21 protein-coding genes and 1 pseudogene are annotated in these 23,293 nt (G+C 54.3%); 12 read left to right on the top strand and 10 right to left on the bottom strand.

Features of this window, described 5'->3' with window-relative positions; all coding sequences use genetic code 11:
- Positions 1–146 precede the first annotated feature (146 nt).
- The 4 genes from M2418_RS22910 to M2418_RS22895 all read left to right on the top strand — a co-directional run bounded on the left by M2418_RS22910 (position 147) and on the right by M2418_RS22895 (position 3,554).
- Positions 147–1,151: a TRAP transporter substrate-binding protein gene (locus tag M2418_RS22910; protein ID WP_259149306.1), complete on the top strand. Its 1,005-nt coding sequence runs from the start codon at positions 147–149 to the stop codon at positions 1,149–1,151.
- A gap of 73 nt (positions 1,152–1,224) precedes the next feature.
- The gene (locus M2418_RS22905; protein ID WP_259149305.1) at positions 1,225–1,851 is read left to right on the top strand and encodes a TRAP transporter small permease; all 627 of its coding nucleotides are present in this window, start codon (positions 1,225–1,227) and stop codon (positions 1,849–1,851) included.
- A complete protein-coding gene (locus M2418_RS22900; protein ID WP_259149304.1) occupies positions 1,851–3,173 on the top strand; it encodes a TRAP transporter large permease in 1,323 nt (440 codons plus the stop codon). The genes M2418_RS22905 and M2418_RS22900 overlap by 1 nt, the downstream gene beginning before the upstream one ends.
- Positions 3,174–3,335: 162 nt before the next feature.
- Positions 3,336–3,554, top strand: coding sequence for a hypothetical protein (locus M2418_RS22895; protein ID WP_259149301.1), 219 nt, complete (start codon positions 3,336–3,338; stop codon positions 3,552–3,554).
- Positions 3,555–3,589: 35 nt separating this feature from the next.
- Here M2418_RS22895 and M2418_RS22890 read toward each other — a convergent pair whose 3' ends face one another.
- From M2418_RS22890 to M2418_RS22875, 4 genes are all read right to left on the bottom strand, one after another.
- A complete protein-coding gene (locus M2418_RS22890) occupies positions 3,590–4,093 on the bottom strand; it encodes an SRPBCC domain-containing protein (protein ID WP_259149299.1) in 504 nt (167 codons plus the stop codon).
- Between the two features lie 168 nt (positions 4,094–4,261).
- On the bottom strand, positions 4,262–4,909 hold the full coding sequence (locus M2418_RS25710; protein ID WP_405049471.1) for a ZinT family metal-binding protein: 648 nt from the start codon (positions 4,907–4,909) through the stop codon (positions 4,262–4,264).
- A 1,275-nt stretch (positions 4,910–6,184) separates the two neighbouring features.
- On the bottom strand, positions 6,185–6,466 hold the full coding sequence (locus tag M2418_RS22880; protein ID WP_259149296.1) for a hypothetical protein: 282 nt from the start codon (positions 6,464–6,466) through the stop codon (positions 6,185–6,187).
- Complete coding sequence (locus M2418_RS22875) at positions 6,463–7,587, bottom strand: GTP-binding protein (protein WP_259149294.1); 1,125 nt, start codon at positions 7,585–7,587, stop codon at positions 6,463–6,465. Before M2418_RS22875 ends, M2418_RS22880 begins: the two co-directional genes overlap by 4 nt.
- 322 nt (positions 7,588–7,909) lie before the next feature.
- Here M2418_RS22875 and M2418_RS22870 point away from each other — a divergent pair.
- The 5 genes and pseudogenes from M2418_RS22870 to M2418_RS22850 form a co-directional block, all read left to right on the top strand.
- Positions 7,910–8,917 (top strand): annotated as a pseudogene (locus M2418_RS22870) (peptidase dimerization domain-containing protein); the annotation flags it as partial.
- Positions 8,918–8,989: 72 nt separating this feature from the next.
- Positions 8,990–9,706, top strand: a complete 717-nt coding sequence (locus tag M2418_RS22865) for an ABC transporter permease (protein ID WP_192490289.1) — start codon at positions 8,990–8,992, stop codon at positions 9,704–9,706.
- Complete coding sequence (locus M2418_RS22860) at positions 9,703–10,422, top strand: ABC transporter permease (protein WP_259149291.1); 720 nt, start codon at positions 9,703–9,705, stop codon at positions 10,420–10,422. The genes M2418_RS22865 and M2418_RS22860 overlap by 4 nt, the downstream gene beginning before the upstream one ends.
- On the top strand, positions 10,419–11,213 hold the full coding sequence (locus tag M2418_RS22855) for an ABC transporter ATP-binding protein (RefSeq protein WP_259149289.1): 795 nt from the start codon (positions 10,419–10,421) through the stop codon (positions 11,211–11,213). The genes M2418_RS22860 and M2418_RS22855 overlap by 4 nt, the downstream gene beginning before the upstream one ends.
- A 66-nt stretch (positions 11,214–11,279) precedes the next feature.
- Positions 11,280–12,131 (top strand): transporter substrate-binding domain-containing protein, encoded by an 852-nt coding sequence (locus M2418_RS22850; protein WP_259149287.1) that lies wholly within the window; start codon positions 11,280–11,282, stop codon positions 12,129–12,131.
- Between the two features lie 143 nt (positions 12,132–12,274).
- On the opposite strand, the gene M2418_RS22845 is transcribed toward M2418_RS22850, so the two are convergent.
- A complete protein-coding gene (locus tag M2418_RS22845) occupies positions 12,275–12,760 on the bottom strand; it encodes a MarR family winged helix-turn-helix transcriptional regulator (protein WP_405049465.1) in 486 nt (161 codons plus the stop codon).
- Positions 12,761–12,866: 106 nt separating this feature from the next.
- On the opposite strand from M2418_RS22845, the gene M2418_RS22840 reads away from it, so the two are divergent.
- Positions 12,867–14,048 (top strand): MFS transporter, encoded by a 1,182-nt coding sequence (locus M2418_RS22840; RefSeq protein ID WP_259149283.1) that lies wholly within the window; start codon positions 12,867–12,869, stop codon positions 14,046–14,048.
- Here the strand turns inward: M2418_RS22840 and M2418_RS22835 are convergent.
- Positions 14,036–15,889 (bottom strand): GAF domain-containing protein, encoded by a 1,854-nt coding sequence (locus M2418_RS22835; protein ID WP_259149281.1) that lies wholly within the window; start codon positions 15,887–15,889, stop codon positions 14,036–14,038. The two genes, M2418_RS22840 and M2418_RS22835, sit on opposite strands and share 13 nt — an antisense overlap.
- Before the next feature lie 171 nt (positions 15,890–16,060).
- On the opposite strand from M2418_RS22835, the gene M2418_RS22830 reads away from it, so the two are divergent.
- Both M2418_RS22830 and M2418_RS22825 read left to right on the top strand, forming a co-directional pair.
- Positions 16,061–17,284 (top strand): MFS transporter, encoded by a 1,224-nt coding sequence (locus M2418_RS22830; RefSeq protein WP_259149280.1) that lies wholly within the window; start codon positions 16,061–16,063, stop codon positions 17,282–17,284.
- 9 nt (positions 17,285–17,293) lie between these two features.
- Positions 17,294–18,685, top strand: coding sequence for an amidohydrolase (locus M2418_RS22825; RefSeq protein WP_250985825.1), 1,392 nt, complete (start codon positions 17,294–17,296; stop codon positions 18,683–18,685).
- A gap of 240 nt (positions 18,686–18,925) precedes the next feature.
- On the opposite strand, the gene M2418_RS22820 is transcribed toward M2418_RS22825, so the two are convergent.
- Genes M2418_RS22820 through M2418_RS22805 form a run of 4 tightly spaced genes read right to left on the bottom strand, consistent with a single transcriptional unit; the run spans position 18,926 to position 23,188 of the window.
- Complete coding sequence (locus M2418_RS22820) at positions 18,926–20,200, bottom strand: NtaA/DmoA family FMN-dependent monooxygenase (RefSeq protein WP_250985824.1); 1,275 nt, start codon at positions 20,198–20,200, stop codon at positions 18,926–18,928.
- Between the two features lie 11 nt (positions 20,201–20,211).
- Entirely contained in the window at positions 20,212–21,036 is an 825-nt protein-coding gene (locus tag M2418_RS22815) for an ABC transporter ATP-binding protein (RefSeq protein WP_250985823.1), read from the bottom strand.
- Positions 21,033–22,115 carry an iron ABC transporter permease gene (locus M2418_RS22810; RefSeq protein ID WP_250985822.1) on the bottom strand — a complete coding sequence of 361 codons (1,083 nt, stop codon included), beginning with the start codon at positions 22,113–22,115 and terminating at the stop codon, positions 21,033–21,035. Before M2418_RS22810 ends, M2418_RS22815 begins: the two co-directional genes overlap by 4 nt.
- Entirely contained in the window at positions 22,112–23,188 is a 1,077-nt protein-coding gene (locus M2418_RS22805; RefSeq protein ID WP_250985821.1) for an ABC transporter substrate-binding protein, read from the bottom strand. Before M2418_RS22805 ends, M2418_RS22810 begins: the two co-directional genes overlap by 4 nt.
- Between the last annotated feature and the right edge of the window lie 105 nt (positions 23,189–23,293).

Raw genomic sequence — 23,293 nt, 5'->3', positions numbered from 1 at the left:
TTTCCAGGCTTTGTCCGCACCATAGCCCTTTGTGCGTCAGGCCACTATTGCGGGAATCCACAATAGCGAGATTGCAAACATGGTGGCAAGGAAGCGGATGATAATTGTGTCGCAGCTGGAGGGTTGCGACTTTCAGGAGGAAAAGAATGTTCACTCGTCGTTCGTTAGCGGCCCTCGCCAGCGCTGCTATCATCTCGTTGGCTTCGGCCCTGCCAGCTCTGGCAAACCCTGTCGTCATCAAGTTCAGCCATGTTGTCGCTCCAGATACCCCCAAGGGCAAAGGCGCGCTAAAGTTCAAGGAACTGGCAGAGCAATATACTAATGGCGCAGTACTGGTCGAAGTTTATCCCAACAGCCAGCTCTACAAGGATAAGGAAGAACTGGAAGCACTTCAGCTTGGTGCCGTCCAGATGCTCGCACCATCCCTCGCCAAATTTGGTCCATTGGGCGTTCAGCAGTTTGAGCTTTTCGATCTGCCGTATCTGATGTCTAACTACGATGATCTGCGTAAAATAACCGATGGCGAGGTCGGCCAGCATCTTCTGGGCCTGCTCGACAGCAAGGGCATAAAGGGCCTGGCCTACTGGGATAACGGCTTCAAGCTGATGTCGGCAAATTCGCCGATTGCATCACCCGATGATTTCCTCGGCCTGAAGATGCGTATTCAGTCATCGAAGATCATCGAGGGGCAGATGCTGGCTCTTGATGCAGTCCCGCAGGTTCTGCCATTCTCGGAAGTTTATCAGGCACTGCAAACGGGCGTTGTCGACGGCACCGAGAATCCGCCGTCCAACATGTTCACGCAAAAAATGCACGAAGTACAAAAGCACGCGACCCTGACCAACCACGGTTATCTCGGTTATGCCGTTATCGTCAACAAGGGGTTCTGGGACGCATTGGACCCGGAAATTCGCACACACATTGACCGTGCGATGGACGAATCCACGACCTACGCAAACTCGATCGCCCGCGAAGAAAACGAATGGGCGATGGCCGAAATGGTCAAGACCGGAGCGACAAAGTTCCACGAGTTAAGCGACGAAGAGCGTGCCGAATGGATCGAACGTCTGCGTCCACTGCACGAAAAGATGTCGTCTCGCATCGGTGCGGACCTCGTCAAACAGGCCCATAGCGTTTTAGGTATCCAGTAATTTCTTCAAACAACTTGTCAGTTGCCCAAGGGGGTGCCTATCGCGCCCCCTCTCTTATTCGTGAGGTTTGATTATGCTGCGCATGCTCGACCGTTTCGAAGAAATCCTTATCGCGGCGCTAATGGCGGCTGCCGTGACACTGATCTTCGTCGCTGTTCTTCACCGTTTTTCGATTGGTTATGCTGCCGATCTCGTTCGTTTTGCTCGTGCCAACAACATGCCCGAACTTCAGGCATGGGCGCGCTGGGTGTTTGCCAACATCAACGCCATCAAGCTGACATGGGCCCAGGAGGCTTGCATCTATCTTTTCGTCTGGATGGCTAAATTTGGCGCGGCCTACGGCGTACGTATCGGCATCCATGTCGGTGTCGACATGCTCGTCAACATGCTGGACGACAACCGTCGTCGGGTTGTGACGATAATTGCAATGTCAGGCGGCGTGATCTTCACCGCAATACTTGTCTGGATCGGCTCGACATTTGTCTACCACGTGGGTGTCGGAGGCCAGATTTCCGCCGATCTCGAAATGCCAATGTGGATCGTCTATCTCGCGGTTCCCCTGGGCTCCGCGTTGATGTGTTTCCGGTTTATTCAGGCGCTTCACCTTTACATCACCAAGGGCATCATCATTCACCACGAACTTGGACACGTGGATGGTGTTGAAGACGAGGCCGCCGTTCAGCATGGAGGACATCGATAATGACCGCCCTCATCATTTTTACGATCCTTGCCATTCTACTGGCGACAGGCATGCCAGTTTCGATCGCCCTCGGTTTGACGGTGTTCAGCTTCCTGTTCGCCTTCACCAATATCCCCATGGATTCCATTGCCCTGAAACTTTTCACAGGCATCGAAAAGTTCGAAATCATGGCAATCCCGTTCTTCATTCTGGCGGGCAATTTCCTGACCCATGGCGGTGTCGCGAAACGCATGATCGGGTTCGCCACCTCCATGGTCGGTCATTGGCATGGCGGCATGGGCCTCGCGGCGGTTCTAGCCTGTGCGTTGTTTGCTTCGATCTCAGGCTCAAGCCCCGCAACGGTCATGGCCGTCGGCTCCATCATGATCCCGGCTATGGTCAAAATGGGTTATCCACCTCAGTTTGCCGTCGGTCCGGTCGCCGCCGCTGGTGGTTTGGGAATTCTCATTCCGCCTTCCATCGTGATGGTCATGTATGCCGTCGCAACATCCGGCATGCTTGCAGTTGGACCTAATGGTGAAACGGTGTTTTCTCCATCGATTGGACAGATCTTTATCGCAGGTGTGGTGCCGGGGTTGATCCTCGCCGCCATGTATGCCGCAACCACCGTCTGGCGTGCCTGGAAAAATGGTTATCCGCGTCTGCCAAGAGCCGGATGGCGCGAACGATTTGTCGCGTTTCGAAAGTCGGTGTGGGGCCTTTTGCTGGTCGTTATCATCATGGGCGGCATCTATGGAGGATTGTTCACGCCAACCGAAGCGGCTGCAGTCTCGGCCGTGTACGCCTTCGTGATTGCCGTCTTCGTCTATAAAGACATCCGCATGAAGGATGTGCCGCGTATCCTTTTATGGTCCGCAGCCATGTCAGCGATGCTGCTGTACATCATCACAAATGCCGTGATGTTTGCGTTTATCCTGACATCGGAACAGATTCCGCAGCTGATGTCCGACTGGATCGTCTCGCTTGGTTTCGGCAAGATTGGCTTTCTGTTGATCGTCAACATCATGCTGTTGGTGATCGGCATGGTTATGGAGCCATCGGCAATCATCCTCATCATGGCGCCAATTCTTTATCCGATCGCCGTCAAATTGGGGGTCGATCCGGTCCATTTCGGGATCATACTGATCGTGAATATGGAAATCGGTCTCGCCACGCCGCCAGTTGGACTTAACCTCTATGTTGGTTCCGCGATTTCACGACTGGGTCTGACGGAAGTCTCCAAATCTGTCGTGCCCTGGCTGCTGACAGCCATCGTTTTCCTGATGATGATCACCTACATCCCGGAAATCACGCTCTTCTTGCCAAGGCTACTGGGAATGTAAAAAGCAACCCTTTATTGCCCCAAGCCGCGGTCGACCTTGCGTCAGCCGCGGTTTTGTTTTGCACATGCCTTTGCCTTCGTCGCTCCTCAAAAGCCGCTTGCCAGGACCTTCTCCTGCGGTAGCTTGGTTCTGCACAAAACACGGCAACAAGGGGGAATATATATGGGGAGTTTTCGCAAAGGCCTGCTGTTTCCTGTGGCGCTTATCATTGCTGGCGTGGCGATATTCTTCCTCTACCTGTTCATCATCGGCCATGATCCGGATGAGCGCCCACTGACACTCACGCAATGGGTAATCGGTGGAATTTTGATCGGTCCCGGCTTCGGCTATCTGCTGAGGTGGCGGAAAGCGAAGGATAGAGAAAAGGCGAAATTGGACTGAGCCAAAAATCACATTTTTTTATCATTCAAACGACCTTACTCCGCGTGACCGGACAGCAATGCCTCGAGTTGATCCAATTGCTCCGGCAAAGCGGTCGCCGATCCCTGTAGCGCTTCTTCAAGCCCGTCACTTGAAGGATAGGCCTCATGGTAAGTCAGCAGTGTTTGACCGTCTCGATCCTCAAAGGTCACCGTCGTGATTGCGCCTTCTTCGCCCTCGTCATTGGTCCAGACAATACGCACATTCGGTACGACCTCGAGATACTTGCCATAAAAGGCCATCGTTTCCGCGCCTGTGACGGCAAACTCCAGCCGATATTTACCGCCGGCTCTAACATCCAGCTCACACGAGACAAGCGAAACACTGGACACCGATTGTGGGAACCACCACCGCTGGAACAGTTCAGACTGGCTCCACGCTTCGTACACCCTGCTCCGCGGCGCATCGAACACCCTGATCACAACGAGTTCGCGATCTCCTCTGCGCTCGACTGAAGTACGGCTCTGCGCAGAACCTGCATTGCTAGTGCGCTCGCTCATCGCTTCCTCCTGTTCCACCTCTTGGGTGATGTCATCCAATGCTAGAAATGGATTTCGAAGAATTTGCGGCGGCAATGTCTCCGTCGCTCCCGCATGCACAGCACACACATGGTCTTTCACAGGAGCCCTGCGCCCAGCCTTTCCAGCCGGGCGCAGGTTTTAATTGGTTTAGTGAGCCTTCATCTCGCTAACAATCTGTTTTGCGTTCATCGATGACGGATAATAGGTCGGCCAATTTGTGACTTCTTCCAGAAGCGCGGCACGGTCATTACCCCAGTAGAGATGATAATGGTCGGCTTTTTTCGGTGCGATACCGTGGTCGCTGAACTGGATAAACTGCGGGGCAGCGGCATCACCTTCGGTTTTCTTGAAGATAAACCGCACACCACGATTGCCCTTCTTGTAGGTCAGAGTTTCCTTGCCATCATAGGCATAGCTGGCTTTTGTCGGCTTTCCGTCCTTGTAGAAACTGACAACATCACCCTCGATGGTGATCCGATCCACATCGGTCTTGTAACCAACCTCGTATTCGGCTCGGTATTCCTCGGCACTCATGGAGCCCTTCTCGGCCTTGTGGGACCAGACTGGATCAAGCGTGCCGTCCTGCAGGAACGGATAAACCGACTGCCAATCGCCGGCATAGTCGGACAGTGGGCGGTCTTTGACCTGCGCATCTTCGAAGTAGCCTGCGTAGACCTTCGCATCACCGTGGCTGTGGCCAGCATGGTCATGGTCTTCACCATGTTCATGAACCTTGCCGCTGCCACCTGCTACCGCAATGTTGTACGGTTTGCCTTCAACAACGATCGTGCCAATTTCCTTGAGGTCATCCTTGGAGATACGGCGTACCAAGCCGGCATTCGGATCGCTCATGACAATCTCATCACCGGCCATCGCGATACGGGGGCGAGGATCATTCCAGTGGCCATCCATGGAGTAGGGTTCGGTCACTTTGGCACTCTTGGACAGTGTACCGTCCAGCACATCAACCTGATGAAGGGATCCATCTTCTGTCAGGACATATCCAAACCGGGCATTGGCCGGATCGAGGACAAAATCGATGCGACGGAAAGGAAGCTCGATATAACGGAAGTTGGGGGCATCGACAGGGTCAACGACAACGAGGCCCTTTGCTCCATAATTTCCAAGGAACACCTGCATGCTTTTGGCACCAAGCAAGGTGCCTGTGGTCTCGCCTGGAGGAAGGTCATCCGGATAGTTCAGCATGCTGGTGACCAAACCACCTTTACCTGATGTCACCGTGATGATCCCTTCTTTGCACCCGGCTGCCAGATAGGCACCTGAAAAAGCTTCGCCGTGGATGCCGGTGCACGTTGCAACATCGCCAACGGGCGTGCCGTCGACGCTTACAACTTGCAAGCCGACGCGTGATGGTGCTGCGTCGCCTTCTACAGGTGCTTCAGAGGCAACCGTCGTTACCCAACCCTTGCCGACCGGTGCGACAAATCCATGATGGGCACGCGCTTGTGTCAACCGTGTTGATTTTATTTCACCTTTGGACAAATCGTGTGCCGCGATGATGTCGGCATATCCACCTTTGTCGAAGTGAACGACCACCTTGCCGTCATGATCGATGACGTGGAATGGGCGCGGACCGGTCAGCGTTTCTTTTACGGCAGCCGGGTCAGCAATCTCGATATCGGAATGATCGCCGTGCGAATGAAGCGAAATACCGCTATTGATGAAGTTGACCGCATCATTGTCTGATTGGACGGCAACAATGCCTGCACCCTCATTGACGCTATAGAGTTTGTTCTGGCCGGTGGTATCGAATGTCCAGCGATTACCAGGCTTTTCAAGATCAAACGCGGTAATCTTGCCCTCGGCATGGTCTCCAACAAAGACGCGGTACAATGTTACATTCTCACTAGCTCTATCATCGGCAAAGGCCATGGGTCCGATCAAACTTGCCGATAGCGCAAGGGCGGATACGCCCAAAATTAAGTGTCTCACGTTTCTCTCCTTTTTAATGATATATCATTACGTTTTAAGGTTGTTTGAAACCGGGGAATATCGGGGTTTCAGCCACCGCCTATCGCAGCGGCCAATGTCGAGGTTTCATTCCACACCTCACGAATGCTGAAGCGCTCGAAAAGCATCAGTGACATCGTGTTCCAAGACGTCCGCCATGGCTTTGTGAATGGAGACCTGGATCGTGTCGCCATTGCTCATCACGAGAATGACGGTTTCCTTTGGCGGGCAATCCGGCAGAGCACATGAGATTTCATTGACAGAAACAACCGCAACATCCGGAATTGCCAACACCTGCCGGGCCCATTGTTTGATGGACCGCGCCTTTGCGATGATATCTGAGGTGCCACGCGCCAACGGGTTGTGGAATGCTGCACTCATGTCCTTGCACCTCGTTTTCGCGAAGGACTTGCTGCCACAGCGCGAAACAGGTCGCGAATTGGACCAAGCGGCATATCCAGTCCGATCAGTACGACACGACTGGAACGGTCGTGATCAGGCCACGCACTCAGCCGTTCAATCGGATAGACCCGGTGCTGCACCGCGTGAGCAATGGCCGGCTTTTCCAGATTGTCCGCAAGGGCGAATATGCCTTTCAATCTCAACAGGCCGGACCGGGTATTCGTCGTGATAACATGGAGAAAAGTTTGCAAGGCTTGCGGAGACAGGGGCACATCATGCGTCAACACCACAGCTTCTATCTCGTCACCATGCCGATGAATGTCGTGTGTATGATCTGCATGTTTGGTCAGCGCTTCCATTGCCAACCAGCCGGCCACATCCTCGGCCTTGCCTGAAATGGAATAAGCATCACCGTCCAAGAGATCCGCAATCTTGAAATCGGTATCATTTTTATCGTGAAAATGTGCTGCCGGGTTGAGCAACTTGAGCTCACGCACCCAATCCTTCCTCTCATCGGCCAGATCTGTTTTTGTCAAAACAATATGATCAGCAAAAGCCAGCTGCTTCCAACCTTCGATGACGCTTTGAAGTGTCATGCGGCCGTTCAAAACATCGAAAGTGGTCACAACTCCAGAAAGTCGGAATTGCCTGGCAACCACATGATCTCTCAGAGCGGTGGCAGGCGCACCTCCGGGTATGATGCTGTTTATGATGGGAGCAGGATCGGCCAGTCCGGTGGTTTCTATGAGGACACGATCGATAGCCGGTATTTTCCGCTTTTGCATAGCATCGTGCAATTCATATAGCGACACGCGAATATCGCTGGTCGCGGTACAACAAATGCAGCCGGTTGTTGTTTGGAAATACCGTTCCGATCCGACACGCACCAAACCGTGATCAATAGGCACACTACCAAATTCATTGACGATAACAGCCGTGCCCGCCATGCGTGGATCAGTCAGAATCTCATTGAGCAAAGTGGTCTTTCCAGAACCAAGAAAACCCGTCAGGAGCAATACCGGCACGGAAGCTTCGTTGCTGTGGCCATCGACTTGAGACGGACCAGACGGTTGCGATCTTTTGAACAGCTGGTGGAGCATTACCATCTTGCAGTAAGGACATGAGAATAGTCTTGTTGTCCGCGGCACCCAGATTCGCTGAACTAGGTGCGTTGGGTCAACGCAACCCGAGTATGTTATGACATTACGTGCGTCAAGCATTATGTATTGTTATAACGTAACTTTCTATCTGATAACTGATGCTGATAATGTCATCGATGCTCTCAATGGGCCAAAAGCGCAGAAACTTATCTGCCAAATCGAACCGCGCGTGAAACCATCACTCTGATAAATTGAGTGCGATCCTGCTCAGCAGACGCCAATTCGACTCTCACGAGTTAAGATCGATTTTTCGCCTTACACCAAATATTATGGATGCCCCGCCGAAGAAGGTGGTTCAGGCAAAGGTTTCATGGTCCGTGAAGGCCTGTTCGACGATTTGGACATTGCTTTTTGTTGGCACCCGGCACCGTCTGCCGGCGTCAATGATCCAGTTTCACTCGCCTGCAATGAGATAACGTCATTTCACCGGCCGTGCCGCTCATGCCGCTTCCGCCCCTCACCTGGGCCGAAGCGCACTGGATGCAGTCGAACTGATGAATGTCGGCGCAAATTACATGCGCGAGCATAGGCCCTCATCTGCACGTATTCATTACGCCGTGATGGATACTGGCGGGTTTGCACCCAATGTCGTGCAGGCAAAGGCCGTTGTCCGTTACCTGTACGCGCCCGCAGCCTTCCGGACATGCAATCCCTGCTCGAACGTGTCAAAAAGATTGCGGAAGGTGCAGCCCTGATGACCGAAACCACAGTACGAAGCGAAATCGTCAGTGGTGACGCCAATCTGATCGGAAATGTCCCGCTCGAACTCCTCATGCAGCGCGAGCTTGAGCGGCTCGGGCCGCCTGTCTTCGATGAAAAAGATCAGGAAACAGCGCGGCGCTTTCAAGCAACGCTGACCAAGGAAGATATCGCTGACGCCTTCCGCCGTTTTGGTGTCGAGCCAAAGACCGATCTCGTGCTATGCGATGCTATTTATCAGCCCTACCACGGCGATAATTCCCTAGTCGGGTCGACCGACGTTGGCACGGTAAGCTGGGTTGTCCCCACCGTGCAGATGCGTGGTGCGACCTGCGCTATTGGCACGCCGCTTCATTCGTGGCAGATGGTGGCGCAGGGAAAATTGCCTGCTGCTCATAAAGGAATGGCTCATGCTGCCAAAGTCATGGGCAGCACGGCGGTCGAACTGTTTCGAAATCCCGATCGGATTGCAGAAGCCAAGCGAGACCACGCGCGTAAGCTGGACGGCGTTACGTTCGTAAATCCGATCCCTGACAGCGTGCAGCCGGCTCTGCCCGTCGAAACGAAATGAAAGACAGCTCCTGGAGTTGACGGAAAGTGAAATGACGTTCAATTGCCCCCTCAAATTATGGCCTGATACACCATGAAGGCCTTTTTCGACATTCTCAGCTTCGGTCCTGACGGCTGGGGTTATGTTTTAACCATGGCGGTCCTTGTGACGGTATCGCTGGCGGCGATGGGCTTTGCGCTTGGTGCAGCCATTGGCGTCTTTGCCGCCTGGGCAAAGATTTCCGGCGGGCGTACATTGCGGACAATCGCTGATGGTTACACGACGATCATTCGTGGCATTCCCGACCTGCTGGTTATCTACCTGTTTTATTTCGGCGGCAGCGCAGCCGTGACCGCCATCGGCAAGTTTTTCGGGGCGCAAGGTTTTCTCGGTTTTCCGGCTTTCCTTGCCGGGGTGCTGGCCATCGGCATTTCCTGTGGCGCCCATCATACCGAAGTGTTTCGCGGTGCATTCCGTGCCGTGTCGAAGGGAGAGCTGGAAGCAGCCTCCGCCTGCGGCATGGGACAGGCACTGAAGTTTCGCCGCATCATCGCGCCGCTGGCGCTTCGCCACGCATTGCCCGGTCTTGGCAATGTCTGGCAAGTTGCCCTGAAGGAATCCGCGCTCATTTCTGTCGTTGGTGTTGTTGATATTCTGCGTCAGGCGCAGATCGGTGCCGGGTCTACGGGGTTGCCGTTCAACTTCTTCCTGATCGCAGGCGCGCTCTATCTGCTGATCTCCTCGGTTTCAGGCACGATGCTGCAGGCCGCCGAGCGACACTTCTCACGTGGTGTCAGGAGGGCAAAATGAACCTGGAATTTTACACCGAAGCCTTGATGGCAATGATGGGTGGCGTGCCCCTTACTCTGCAACTGGCAGCCAGCGCCATTATCTGCGGCGCAGTGCTTGCCCTGTTACTGGCGCTGATGCGCCTGTCCGGCGTCACTGTGCTTGACTGGATTGCACGCCTCTACATCTTCGTGTTCCGCGGCACACCACTTCTGGTGCAGATATTCATCATCTATTATGGGCTTAGCCAGTTTCCGGCGATCCGTTACTCCTTCCTGTGGCCCATTCTGCGCGAACCCTACTGGTGTGCGATCATAGCGCTGACCTTGAACAATGCCGCTTATGCCGGTGAAATCATCCGTGGCGGTCTTCTGTCCGTGCCTCACGGCCAGGTTGAAGCAGCCAGGGCCTGCGGCATGTCGCGTTTCACCTGCTTCCGACGCATCGTGATGCCACTTGCCATCCGGCAGGCCCTGCCCGGTTACGGCAATGAGATGATTTCCATGGTCAAGGCAACATCGCTTGCCTCGATCATTACATTGATGGAAGTCACCGGTATTGCGGCGAAACTCATCTCGGAAAGCTACCGCGTCATTGAGGTATTCGTCATTGCCGGTGCAATCTATCTGGCCATCAATTTCGTTCTGACCCGCCTTCTTCTGATCGCGGAATACAGGCTTACACCCTATCTGCGCCAGCCAACGGTCAGCATCCTCACCGAAGGAAAATCACTTTGAGTAAAGTTATCTCTGCCAATGCCCCGGTGGCGCTGAACGTTGAGAACCTGCGAAAAAGCTTCGGCCCGAATGAAGTGCTGAAAGGCATTTCGCTTGAAGCGCGAGAAGGCGAAGTCATTTCAATTCTTGGCTCGTCGGGCTCGGGAAAGTCCACGTTGTTGCGCTGTATCAATCTGCTGGAAATCCCGACCTCCGGCACGGTGACTGTTTCCGGCGAGACCATTCGCATGGCCAAAAATTCGAAGGGTGAGGCTTTTCCTGCCGACAAACAGCAGGTTTCGCGCATCCGCTCTGAGCTGGGCATGGTTTTCCAAAGCTTCAATCTTTGGTCACACAAGACTATTCTCGAGAACATTATCGAAGCGCCGATCTATGTTCAGGGCCGCCCCCGTGCCGAATGTGTCGATGAGGCGGAAGCCTTGTTGGCCAAGGTCGGTATCGCGGACAAGCGTGACTTTTACCCGGCTCACCTGTCCGGTGGACAGCAGCAGCGCGCCGCGATTGCCCGTGCATTGGCAATGAAACCCAAAGTCATGCTGTTCGACGAACCGACATCCGCACTCGACCCGGAACTGGTCGGCGAAGTTTTGCGTGTCATGCGTGGGCTAGCCGAAGAAGGACGGACCATGCTGGTCGTCACCCATGAAATGGGTTTTGCCCGCGACGTATCCAACCGTGTCATCTTTGTTCATCAGGGCGTGGTGGAAGAAGACGGCGCGCCGGAAGACGTGTTCGCCAACTCCAGATCGGAGCGGTTTCGTAAATTCATCAGCCACGAAAATGCGGGCTGAATATTTTAAACGGCATTCATTCATGCCAAACGCGGTTTGGCATTTAACTGCAGTAAGGGAAGTAAAATGAAGACCAAGGGATTTTTGAAAGCCCTGTTCGTTTCAGCCATCGTTGTGACCGCCGCTTCGGCACACGCTGAAGAAAAGACATGGACCAAGATCACCATCGCGACCGAAGGCGCCTTCCGGCCCTACAACTTCACCAAGCCTGATGGCACGCTGGATGGTTATGAAATTGAGTTGAGCAAAGACCTTTGCGCACGCATGAAGGTGGAATGCACCATGATTGCGCAGCCGTTCGACGGCATCATTCCGGCACTCAACGCTGGCAAGTTCGATGCGATTATGGCAGGCCTCACAGCGACCGCGAGGCGTGAAGAAACCATCGATTTCTCGGTATCTTACGGCCTAACACCACAGACCTTTGCGACGCTGAAGGACAGCCCGTTCGCCAAGCTGCCACACACTGGTGAAACGCTTTATCTTGCCAAGGACGAAGCTGCGGCCCAGAAGGCGATTGACGACGTTTCTGCGGAAATCAAGGGACGGACGATCGGCGTGCAGACTGCGTCGCTGGGCCTGACGCTTCTCGAAAAATATTTCAAGGATTCCACTGATATCCGCGAGTACAAGACCACCGACCAGCACGATCTCGACCTGAAGTCTGGTCGTGTTGATCTCGTTGTCGCATCGCTTGCCTATCTGAGCGACACCGTCAAAAAGCCAGGCAACGAAGACATCGTTATGACCGGTCCATTCTTCAAGGGCGGCATTCTCGGACGTGGCGTTGCCGTTGGTCTGCGCAAGGGCGAACCTGAGCTGCAGAAGATGTTCAATGAGGCGATCGACGCTGCGAAAGCAGACGGCACCGTGAAGCGCCTGTCTGAAAAGTGGTTCGGCTTCGACGTCACGCCATAATCTTTGAACACGTTTTTAAAAAAAGGCCGCCTCAGGGCGGCCTTTCTTTTGAGGCGTTACGAGATAAGCAGGTTCTCAGCATTGATCATTTTGAAGCTCATGGCGCATGCCATCAAACGTGCGATCGCTTCACATGAACAATCTCATCGCTGCGAAGACAGCAGCTTTTCCAACAACGCAGACAGGGTTTCCTGCTCATCCTTGTTCAAACCCTCCACAATCAGGTGCTGGTTTGCAACATGGGCAACGACAGCTTTCTCAATCAATTCCAACCCGTCTGCGGTAAGCGCAACGAGCGTACCGCGCTTATCGGATGGGTTTGGACGACGCTCGATCAGCCCGGCTTTTTCCAGCCGATCAATTCGGTTCGTCATGCTGCCGGAGGAGATCATCGCCACTTCGTAAAGTTCAGTCGGCGTCAGCGCGTAGGGAACACCACTGCGTCTGAGCGTCGCCAACACATCGAATTCGCCGGGTTGCAGACCAAAGCTTGTGAAGACCGGGCCAAGCCGGTCGCGACCAATGACCAAAGCGGCCTCGTTCAACCGACCAAGAAGGACCATGGGACCAGTCTTTATCGTCGGCATTTCATTGGCCCACTGTGTGGCCGCAAACATCGCTCTATCCATACCCCACCTATCTTGACGTCAAGATATATTGCCTCTACATCGAAACATATAGCTCTACATAGAGATATAATCCTCGAGCCTTCCCGGCAATAGCTCTGGCAGAAAAATGAACAAGTCTCCTTCTTCTCTCCTGTTTTTTACAAGCGTCATACTCGTTGGCCTTAACCTCCGCCCCATCCTTGCATCCATCGGCCCTTTACTCGATGGCATACAACGAGAGACCGGCCTTAACGACAGCGCCGCAAGCCTTCTGACAACATTACCTGTCGTCATGATGGGCGTTTGCCTTCTTGGAACATCATGGCTTCGACGGACTATCGGCGAAGACAGAGGAATCCTTCTTGGGCTGGCGCTCATTTTCTTAGGCGCTCTCGCTCGGATCAGCGGGCCGACGTCGACAAAATTGCTGCTCACGGCAACATTAGGTGGCATTGGCATCGCAATCGTGCAAGCACTGATGCCGACCGTTGTCAGGAGACGCGCTGGTTCTCAGACCGCTCAACTCATGGGGTTATATTCAACCGCCATTATGGGCGGTGCGCTGCTCGCCAGCATGATATCGCCGTGGCTTGCAAATATTTGGGGTTGGCCGTCAGCACTTGGCGCATGGGCACTCCCTGCCCTTTTGGCAATTGCCAGCTGGCTGATAACGCGAGACGGCCCGCAGGTCATAGCAACCTCATCAGCTTTGAACATTCACAGGTCGCCACGGGCCTGGGCACTGCTTGCTTTTTTTGGATTGGGAACCGGGGCCTACACCCTTGTTCTGGCTTGGCTACCACCATTTTTCACACAGCTGGGCTGGTCGCCTCAGGCAGCAGGAAACATTCTCGGCGCCCTCACAGCCGCTGAAGTCGTCGCGGGAATTGCCGTCTCCTTGTGTGTGGATCGCAGCCATGATCGCAGACCGGCATTGCTAACCGCATTGGCATCTCTGCTTGTCGGAATGCTTATGCTTTGCCTTGCGCCTCTTGCATTTGCCTGGCCAGCTGCAATTTTTGCGGGACTGGGGATCGGCGCACTGTTTCCTTTGTCGCTTATCGTCTCGCTGGACCACGGTGAGGGTAGTGAAGCTGGTGTAATCCTAGGCTTTGTCCAAGGGGGAGGATATGTACTGGCCGCTACACTCCCCTTTGTCGCCGGCATATTGCGACAAAACCTCTCTGACCTGACACCCGCATGGTGGCTGATGTCTGGGCTTTGTGTGGTGCTTGCCACTATCGCCATTCGTTTGCGTCCCACTGACAGAATTCGCTCGTCAGAGATACAATCAACTCAATCTGCGTAGGCAACATGAAGCTGGCAGGCGACGCTCAGCAACGTAAAATCCGCAGCATCGGCAATGTTGCGCCCCGTCAAGGCCTCGATACGGGTCAGCCGCTGATAAAGCGTATTGGTGTGAATTTGTAACGCATCAGCTGTGCGGCCCGCCGACTTTCCCTCCTGCACGTAGCGAAACAGGGTCTGGTAAAGGACGCGATGTTTTTGGTCATTGAGAAGTGGATCCAGGACCTGGCGGGTAAAGCGCAATACTTCTTGCCGGTCACGCCCACCCAATAGCAGTTCGATGCCCATGTCCCTGTTGGTTAGAATGCCTGGACGGCCCCGTCGCAAAAGGCACTCGGCCGCCTTTATGGCTTGGGCCTGTGCAAATCTGTGAAAACCCGGCTGTTCGTAAATATCGCTCGCCCCAATGAATACTGCCACTGCACTGGTCACATCCACCAATACCGCAAGGTTTCTCTCAAGCGCCGCCATGGTCGAGGCCGAAAAAAGCATGACGATCTGCTCGCGCTCATGAAACACAAGAGCATTTGTCAACTTGGTTGCGTTCTGGAGTTCGACCTCATGTTTGTGCAAGGCCAGTTGCGCTCCGACGAGCGCCCGCTCACCGGGAGGCGTCGCAACTAGGATTTGGCTGAAACGATCCGGTCTGAAGCCAAATTGCGATCTGAGAACGTCGCCCTCTATGCCCTCAGCCAGATCCTCGAAATAGGCTTTTTTGCTGGCGTTGAGCACATTGACGCGGGACATGTCTCGAACGAAATCCAGCGCGACAAAGGCGGCCAACGTACCAAACAAAGCGCGGTGAAAACTCGTGTCACCAGACACATCGAAATGGAAATATCCAACCGGCGCTTCAGCCACCTCCACGACTTGCTGCAGTGTTTCGCGCTCGCTGCTCCACTGCCCGGAGTGATAGTCCATACCAAGAACGTTTTCGAACCGAAACTCGACATGGAACAGCTTGGCGACCATGGCAAGTTGTTCAGCCAGTCCGCCGCTGGTCGAGAATATCCGCAGCAATGTGTCGTGTAATTGAACCGCACGATCAAGCTCTGCATTCTTGCGGGCAAGATCGCTACGCATCGCTTCCAGCCGGTCAGATGTCGCAAGCGCGTTCTGGTAGACAAGCGACCTCTGGTAAGCGATCGCGACCTGTGCCGCCAGGGATTCAAGAACCTGCCGGTCAAATACCGAAAAAGCACCGTCGCGTGAAAAACACAGCGTCGTCAGTGTACCAAGGCGCTTACCTTCGGCCATGACGGGCACACACAGTAGCGCATTGGAAATTTGCGAACGTTCCATGAAGGATTGATTTTCAGGGCGCATGACACGGTGGGCATCAATAATGTTTTGACGACCGTTATGGATCGATGGCCGGCCGGTGGTGAACACTTCCCCGGAAACGGATTCGTTTGGTTGCAGGCGATAGTCTTTGTAGTCATCCGGCAGGCCGTCATACGAGACGGGGATGAGATAACCGCTGTCTTCATCAAACAAGCGAAATACCCCGGCATCCGAATGAGGCAAGACATGCATCACTTCGCGCAAGACGTTATCGACAATTTCATTGTCGTCCAGCGAGTTGATGACAGCAGCGTTAACCGATGCCAGCATGCTGACCGTCTTGCTTTGAACGGAAATGATTTCATCCCTGACGATTTGCAGGATTTCGGCGACAATCATCTCACTCTTGCTGCCGAAAATTTCAAACCGCGTTTGCTTTGCAGTAAAATACGAGTGGTCAACGACCAGCAACAAACTGCCACCCGCACGCGTGATTGAGTGGTTCAACGACAGCGGTGCGTTTTCAATGTCGACATCAAAATCCTGAAAACGGATCATCCCGGATCTCGCCAATTCGCGCAGCCGAGAATGAGAGTGCAAATCGATTTTCATAGAAACCTTTATGGCTGAACACACATAACAATAATCATTCTCATGTATGTTTCAACATAGCTTTATTTTGAGGGGGTGCCACAAAGAACAAAAGCCAAAGCAAGGGGAATTCTAGACATGTTTTCGAATATACAACGTCGCCATGTGATCATAGGAATGTTGTTCCTGTGCTGGGTTGTCGGTTTTATCGACAAGACCGCAATCAACATCGCCATCATCCCGATCAGTGAGGAGTTCGGCCTTAGCTCAGATCATCAGGGCATGATCATCAGCGCGTTTTTTCTTGCATATTCGATGACCCAGCTGATCGGCGGTTATCTGGTGGACCGTTTCGGAGCGCGGCGTGTTCTCAGTTCCGCTGTCGCCGTCTGGTCGCTTGGAACGGCAGTCTCCGGCGCGGTGAGTAACGCAGTGGGTCTTGCCGCTGCGCGTGCCGTTACTGGAGCAGGTGAAGCGGTGTTTCCGGCAGGCGGATCGGTTGCCATCACGGAACATTTTGAAAAGTCGCAGATGGCGCGCGCCAAGTCGGTGCTGCAGTCCGGAGCATCGGTTGGTTTTGCCCTCGGCTCCATCGTCATTACAGCACTGATTGCCGCCCATAGCTGGCAGATGATGTTTTATGTACTGGGCGGCGTCGGCATCTGCATGTCAATCGCGCTTTTCTTCGTCATGAAGCCAGTAGATGACCAGTCCGTTGCCAAGGCAAAGGTTGAAAAGGTTTCCGAAAAGAAACGCATTGGTGCGTTGCTGAAAAACTCGCTGACCTGGAAAATCACGCTCGTCTATTTCTTCACCAACATCGTCTTCTGGGGTCTGCAGTCCTGGCTGCCGTCCTACTGGGTGAAAGTGAAAGGTATGAGCATGGTGCAGATGGGCGCCTATTCGATGATCCCACCAGCACTCGGGTTTATTTCCTTCCTGACTTGCGGCTGGCTGCTCGACCGCTACTTCCACCAAAAGGAAAAGTATCTCATCTGCATCGGCTCTGCCGTGTCTGCGATCTTCATCTACCTGATGGCCAATGAAGAATCCATTCCGCTCGCCTTTGCCTATCTCTCGGTTTCCAACGTCTTCCTCAATGCGATCTCGATCAGCGTCTTCGTCAGCATTATGAAGCACTTCCCACAGAACACCGTCGGAACGGCGACTGGCCTGATCAACTCGCTCGCCCAGCTTGGTTCCTTTGCATCCCCGATGCTGATCGGAGCTGTCCTTTCGGCCACCAATCAAAATTACGGCATCGCGTTCTCGGTGATTGTCGCCTGTGCGGTTCTGGTCTGCATCATCGCCACCACCTTTCCCGCCGTGCACGGCAAAAAGCCTGTCGAACAGACCGCCTGAAGGAATAAAATGACTTACCTCGACATTATCGAACGGACCGTCACGTCCCAATCCGACAATCTCAAATCCGTATCCGATGCGATCTGGTCCTTTGCTGAAATCCGTTATGAAGAAACGCGCTCCGCAGCCCTTCTCGCCGATGAGCTGGAAAAGGCTGGCTTTGATGTGACGCGTAATGCCGGCAACATCGAAACCGCCTTCGTCGCCAGCTACGGCGAAGGCCACCCAGTCGTCGCAATCCTCGGTGAATTCGATGCTTTGACCGGCCTGAGCCAGAAGAGCGGTGTCACCAGCCACGATCCAATCGTTGCAGGCGGTAACGGTCATGGTTGCGGCCACAACCTTCTCGGCACCGGCGCGCTTGCTGCCATTCTGGCGCTCAAGGCCTGCAAGGACGAACTAGGGCTGAAAGGCACGATCCGTTATTATGGCTGCCCCGCAGAAGAAGGCGGCGGCGGCAAGGCCTACATGGCGCGCGAAGGCCTGTTTTCGGATGTTGATGTGGCATTCACCTGGCATCCGTGGGATGAAAATCTCGCCTATAATGCCCGCATGCTGGCGACCAATCAGCTGTATTTCACCTTCCGTGGAACAAGCGCTCACGCAGGTTTTGAACCCCATCTGGGACGCTCGGCGCTGGACGCAGTCGAACTGACCAATGTCGGCTGTAACTATCTGCGCGAACACATCCTTCAGGATGGCCGCATTCACTACGCGATCACCGATACCGGTGGGCGCGCGCCGAATGTAGTGCAGTCGCAGGCACAGGTACTTTACAAGGTGCGTGCCCCGCGCATGGATCAGGTCCGTGACATTACCGAACGGGTCGAGGACGTGGCACGCGGTGCAGCGCTGATGACCGGCACTCAACTGGAAATTACCTTTGATGCGGCATCGGCTGATCTTGTGCCGAATGTCACGCTGGCACGGATGATGCATCAGGAGTTCGAAAAGTTCGGTGTTGCCGGTTTTTCAAACAGCGAAAAGGATTTTGCCGGTAGCATCCAGAAAACGTTTTCGAGTGAAGTTCAGGCCCGAATTGCCAAACGCGGCAAGATCCTGTCAGAGGACCTGAACGCATTTGAGGATGTGCCAACATTCCTGCATGGTTCGACCGATGTCGGCGACGTCAGCTGGCTTGTTCCAACAGGCCAGGTCTATGTGGCGACCGAAGCCTATGGCACACCTCCACACACATGGCAGATGGTGACGCAGGGAACCTCGGGTTATGCCCATAAGGGCATGCTGCAGGCTGGCAAGGTGTTGGCTGCATCCGCTGTTCGCGCATTGACCGACCCGGAACTGATTGCCGTCGCAAAACGCGAACACCAGGAGCAGTTGGGCGGCGAAAGTTACATCCCACTGATCCCGGCAGACGCCACCCCGCAGCGTCTCCGCTGACAGACAATCCGCACCAGATCCAACCGCCCTGACTTGAGAAGCGGATGATTACGTGAAGCCAGACATGTTGACCCGCCCGCAGCCTCTTATCAGCGAAGTCGCCAAACGAACGCTCGCCGGCATCAAAACCATTTGTGCGGTCAGGTTAGCGCAAAGCCTTTGTCCGAAAAGGACAAAGGCAGCCTGACTATCTCTTCCGAAGTCGATACTATCGCCCCCTTGCGTTTCCTCATTGGGAAATCAGGCAGCATCTTTCCTGCGGCCGCCGTAGGTGCGCGGATAGACACCGCGCCGTTGCAAAATCGGCACCACTTCATCAACGAACAACACGAGATCATCTGGCAGATAACGAGGCGAGATGGTGAACCCATCGGCGGCACCGGCCTGCCACCAGGAAATCAGATAGTCTGCAATGCCATCGGGTGTGGCGATCAAACCGGGCAGTTTTTCAACCTCCGCCAGTCCGCGCAAGGACAGCCCATTATCAAGGGCGACGGTCCGTCTTGCCCGCACCACACCGATGGGGATGACGCTTTGCGACACATCCTGGAAGTCTGATACTGACAGAACCTTCTCAGCAGTTGTTCGCGTCAAATCGACACCAAGTACACCCGCCAACTGTTCTATATCCTTGTCGGTGACCGGTGCTGCGGCAAGCCTTTCGCGTTTAAAGGCAGCGACCTCTTCCTCCGTCGATCGAATGATCGGCGATATCGCCGGCATCAACTTAGGCAAGGTATTGTTCGGTCGTCCCAGGGCAAGCGCCGCGTCTCGCAACTCGGTACGGAAAGCGCGAGATCCTTCGAGCGAACCACTGGGCGCATAAACATAATCGGCGTAGCGCGCAGCAAGAGCAACGCCGTCGCGCGAGCCACCCGCCTGCACGATCTTGGGCCGACCCCAGGACGGGCTTGGAAGATTGAGCGGTCCGGCAACATTGAAATACTGGCCTTGGTGGTTGATAGGCTTTACATCGCCGTAGAACGGGCTTTGATCTCCTGCTGTTCCATTCCATGGGAATTGCCAACTGTCCCAGAGCTTATGCACGACGTCCACAAACTCCTCCGCTTTGGCGTAACGGGCCGCGCGACCCGGCAACCCATCGGCTGAAAAATTGGCGGCAATTTCAGGATGCCAGCTTGTGACGATATTCCAGCCGATACGACCGTTTGTCAGAAGATTGAGGCTCTGCAGCTGCCGAGCCATCGTGTAGGGATCGCCATAGGTCGTCGACGCTGTGACGATAGCCCCGATATCCGGGACCTGCGACAGCACCGCAGCGAAAATGACGAAGGGGTCAAATGTCTGTTCAGGGCGGGTATTTTCATTGATTAACAACTGCGGCCTGTCCGACATGAAGATGTTGCTAAACACCCCTCTATGGGCAATCCGCGCGTTATCGACATAATAATCCAGGCTGAAGATACGATCGAGCGGCAGATCCGGGCGTCGCCAGGAATCATTTGCCGAGCCGGACGAATTGATCCAGGCATTGAGTTCAAGTTGCTGCGTCATAATAATTCCCGTTAGGCGGAAAGTTGATGGAACTGGCGCTCGGTATGCCGGAACGACGACGTCTCCAATACGTCCTCATCTTCAACTGGCCGCACAGTCGTGATGCCATCCTGCGTGCTGACATCGACTTGCAGATCAAAAACCTGGCTGAGAATATCAGCGTTGAAAACGGCTTGCGGCGAGCCGTCACTAACCAGCCGCCCTTCGGCAATAATCACTGCCCGGTTACAGTAGCGGGCGGCATGATTGAGATCGTGGACAGCCATAAGCGCTATGCCGCCGCTGCGGGTAAAATCTCTGACAAGCCGCATGGTCTCAACTTGATAGCGGAGATCCAACGCGCTGGTCGGCTCATCAAGCAGCATAACGCGTGTTCCCTGCGCCAATGCGCGTGCGATCATCACCCGTTGCTGCTGGCCGCCAGATAGCTCGTTCACATAGCGATCAGCCAGTGCGGCAAGGCCGAGTTTGTCGATGGCGGCGCAAGCCTTCGCATGGTCCTCCTCACTAAAGCGGATGCCTACGTAAGGGCTGCGGCCAAGCATCACCGCATCATACACCCTCAGATCAAATGGCACGGGTGAGGATTGTGGCACATAGGCGATACGTTTGGCGCGATCACGACGCGATAGTCCCAGCAGATCTTCTCCGGCAAGTTTGACAGAACCGTTGGATATGGGAGCAAGCCCGAGCACGGCTTTCGTCAAGGTCGATTTTCCGGATCCATTCGGCCCCAGCAGTGCACAAAAGTCACCCGGTTCGAGCGAAAACGAAATGCCATGCAAGACCTGCCTGCGCCGGTAGTGCAGATTCAGATTCTCGATCTCAAGGCTCATAGCGTATTCCTTTTCCGTAAGATGAGGTAGATGAACAGCGGCGCCCCGACGAGTGCCACGACAATCCCCACAGGGATGACGCGAGGGGGCAGGATCATCCGCCCGACCGTATCTGCAAGAAGCAGCAAACCGCCGCCTGTGACCATCGAAAACGGAAACAGGAAACGGTGGTCCGATCCGACGATCAGGCGGGCGATATGCGGTGCCACTAGCCCGACAAAACCCACCACGCCGATGAAGCTGACAACAAGGCTCGATCCGCTGACGGCCAGGAAAATCAGCGAGATACGCAAAAGATTGACGTTTACGCCAAGGCTTTTTGCGGTGTCATCACCAGCAAAGGCCAGGCTGTTAACCTGCCCCGCCTTCAACTGAAAATATGGCGTTATAACAAGGATTGTCGCCGCCAGCACTACGACATGGGTCCAGCGTGCTTCATTGACCGAACCAAAGGTCCAGCGTGTGATTGCCGCAAGCGCCTCATCATTGGCGATGTATTGCAGACCGGATGTCAGCGCACTGAAAATCGCGGTCAATGCAGTGCCTAGCAGGATCAGGACTGTGATGTTCATTGATTTTGCCGAAGCAAGACCGAGCACTATCAGTGAGCAAGCCAATGAAAACGCGATGGCGCTGAGGCTGATGGTGATGCCGACGCTTGTTCCATTGGTTTGCGCCACAAGAATAGCAAGCGCCGCACCAAAGGCCGCGGCTGGCGAAAGACCCAACGTATACGGGCTGACCAGGGGATTGCGCAGCAGCCCCTGCATGGCGGCGCCGGACAATGACAGTATCGCTCCGGCAAAGATCGCCAGGAGAACACGCGGCAGCCTGAGCTGCAAAAGCACATTGGCAAGCCGCTCATCTTCGCGGGTCAGCTCGACGCCCAACAGCTTTGCGTAAGCAAGTCGATAAAGTTCGCTGAGCGAATAGCTCGATGTCCCCGATAAGGTCGCATAAACAGCCAAGGCGATCAGAAACGCTATGGAAACGAAAATCCAGAATGCTGTTCGCTTGTGGCGGTGGATGCTGTCACGCGACAGCACCACATCTTTCCGGCCTGCAAAAGCCATGTTCATTGTCCGGCCGTCCCGGCCTTGATGAAGTAAACGCCGTTGTCACCCTTGTACGGCACGCCAAGAAACTCTTCATCCCAGCGACGGGCAATGTCCTCGGGGCGATAATCTTTGAACGCTTCGGGATAAAGCCAATCGGCCACATAAAGGGAAGTCAGGGTCTTCGCCTGCTGGCCCAGATGATAGGCGTTGACGATATAGATATTATTGTTCTTGGCCGCTTCGAGATTGACCCAGCCTGGCCGAGACTGAAGTTCCTTCCACTCTCCGTCAAAGACATCTTTGGTAGAGCCCGTATAGTTGTTGCCAAATTCGCGAATGACGAGATCGGGTTCTCTTGTGAGAATTTCAGCCGCATCAATCGGCGTTTTCCAGACAGTCCCCTGCGTGTGGCCTGCCTCACCAAAAACGACATCTTCAAAGAGGCTGCGTCCGCCACCCTTGACGATTGCCTCATAGAAACCAGACCCCTTGGTCGGAGTCTGGTAGGCGATTTCGTTTTCGTAATAGACAGATTTTGGCGTCAGACCGGCTGTGCGTTTTGCAATCTCGGCGTAGATGTCGCTGCGGAAATCCAGAACCTTTTTCGCTCCGTCTTCGCGACCGAAGATCGAGCCGAACAATTCGACATTTTCGTTGAAGCGATCATTGCGCCAGCCGCTGGCAACAACAACAGGGATCCCGAAGGCCCTCAACTGCCGCTCAATCTCTTCCCAACCGCCATTGGCATAGGAAATGACAACATCCGGATCGGCATTGACGATCGCCTCATAATTGACCTCGCCCGTCTCGCCAATATTATAGGAATTGTCCCATTTACCACCGGCCAACTTGTACTGTTGGACATCGCGACCGGTTACGCCCACGATTTTGTCTCGAGATCCGATCGCAGCGACGATATCGACATTGTAGCTGCCAATGACGATGGCACGTTCGGCAGGTTTTTTGAGTTCAACCGTGCGACCCGCCTCGTCTGTCACGGTAAGCGCGGCAGCGGGTGCTGCCCACACCGTGGCAGCGAGTAAAGCGCCCGTCAGCAAGGCCTTGGATTTTGAAACATTTACAATCGCACTCATGATAAACCTCAAAATAATCTACTAATTTAATAGACTATTTTGATGAATGATAATTCTAAAGCGATGGGGTTCTCAAAAACGGCTCAACACTAAAAAATTAATGCG

Source organism: Rhizobium sp. BIGb0125 (assembly GCF_024810055.1).
Classification (GTDB): Bacteria; Pseudomonadota; Alphaproteobacteria; order Rhizobiales; family Rhizobiaceae; genus Agrobacterium.
Note: the sequence above shows the minus strand (reverse complement) of the source record. Positions and strands in the feature narration are given on the sequence as shown.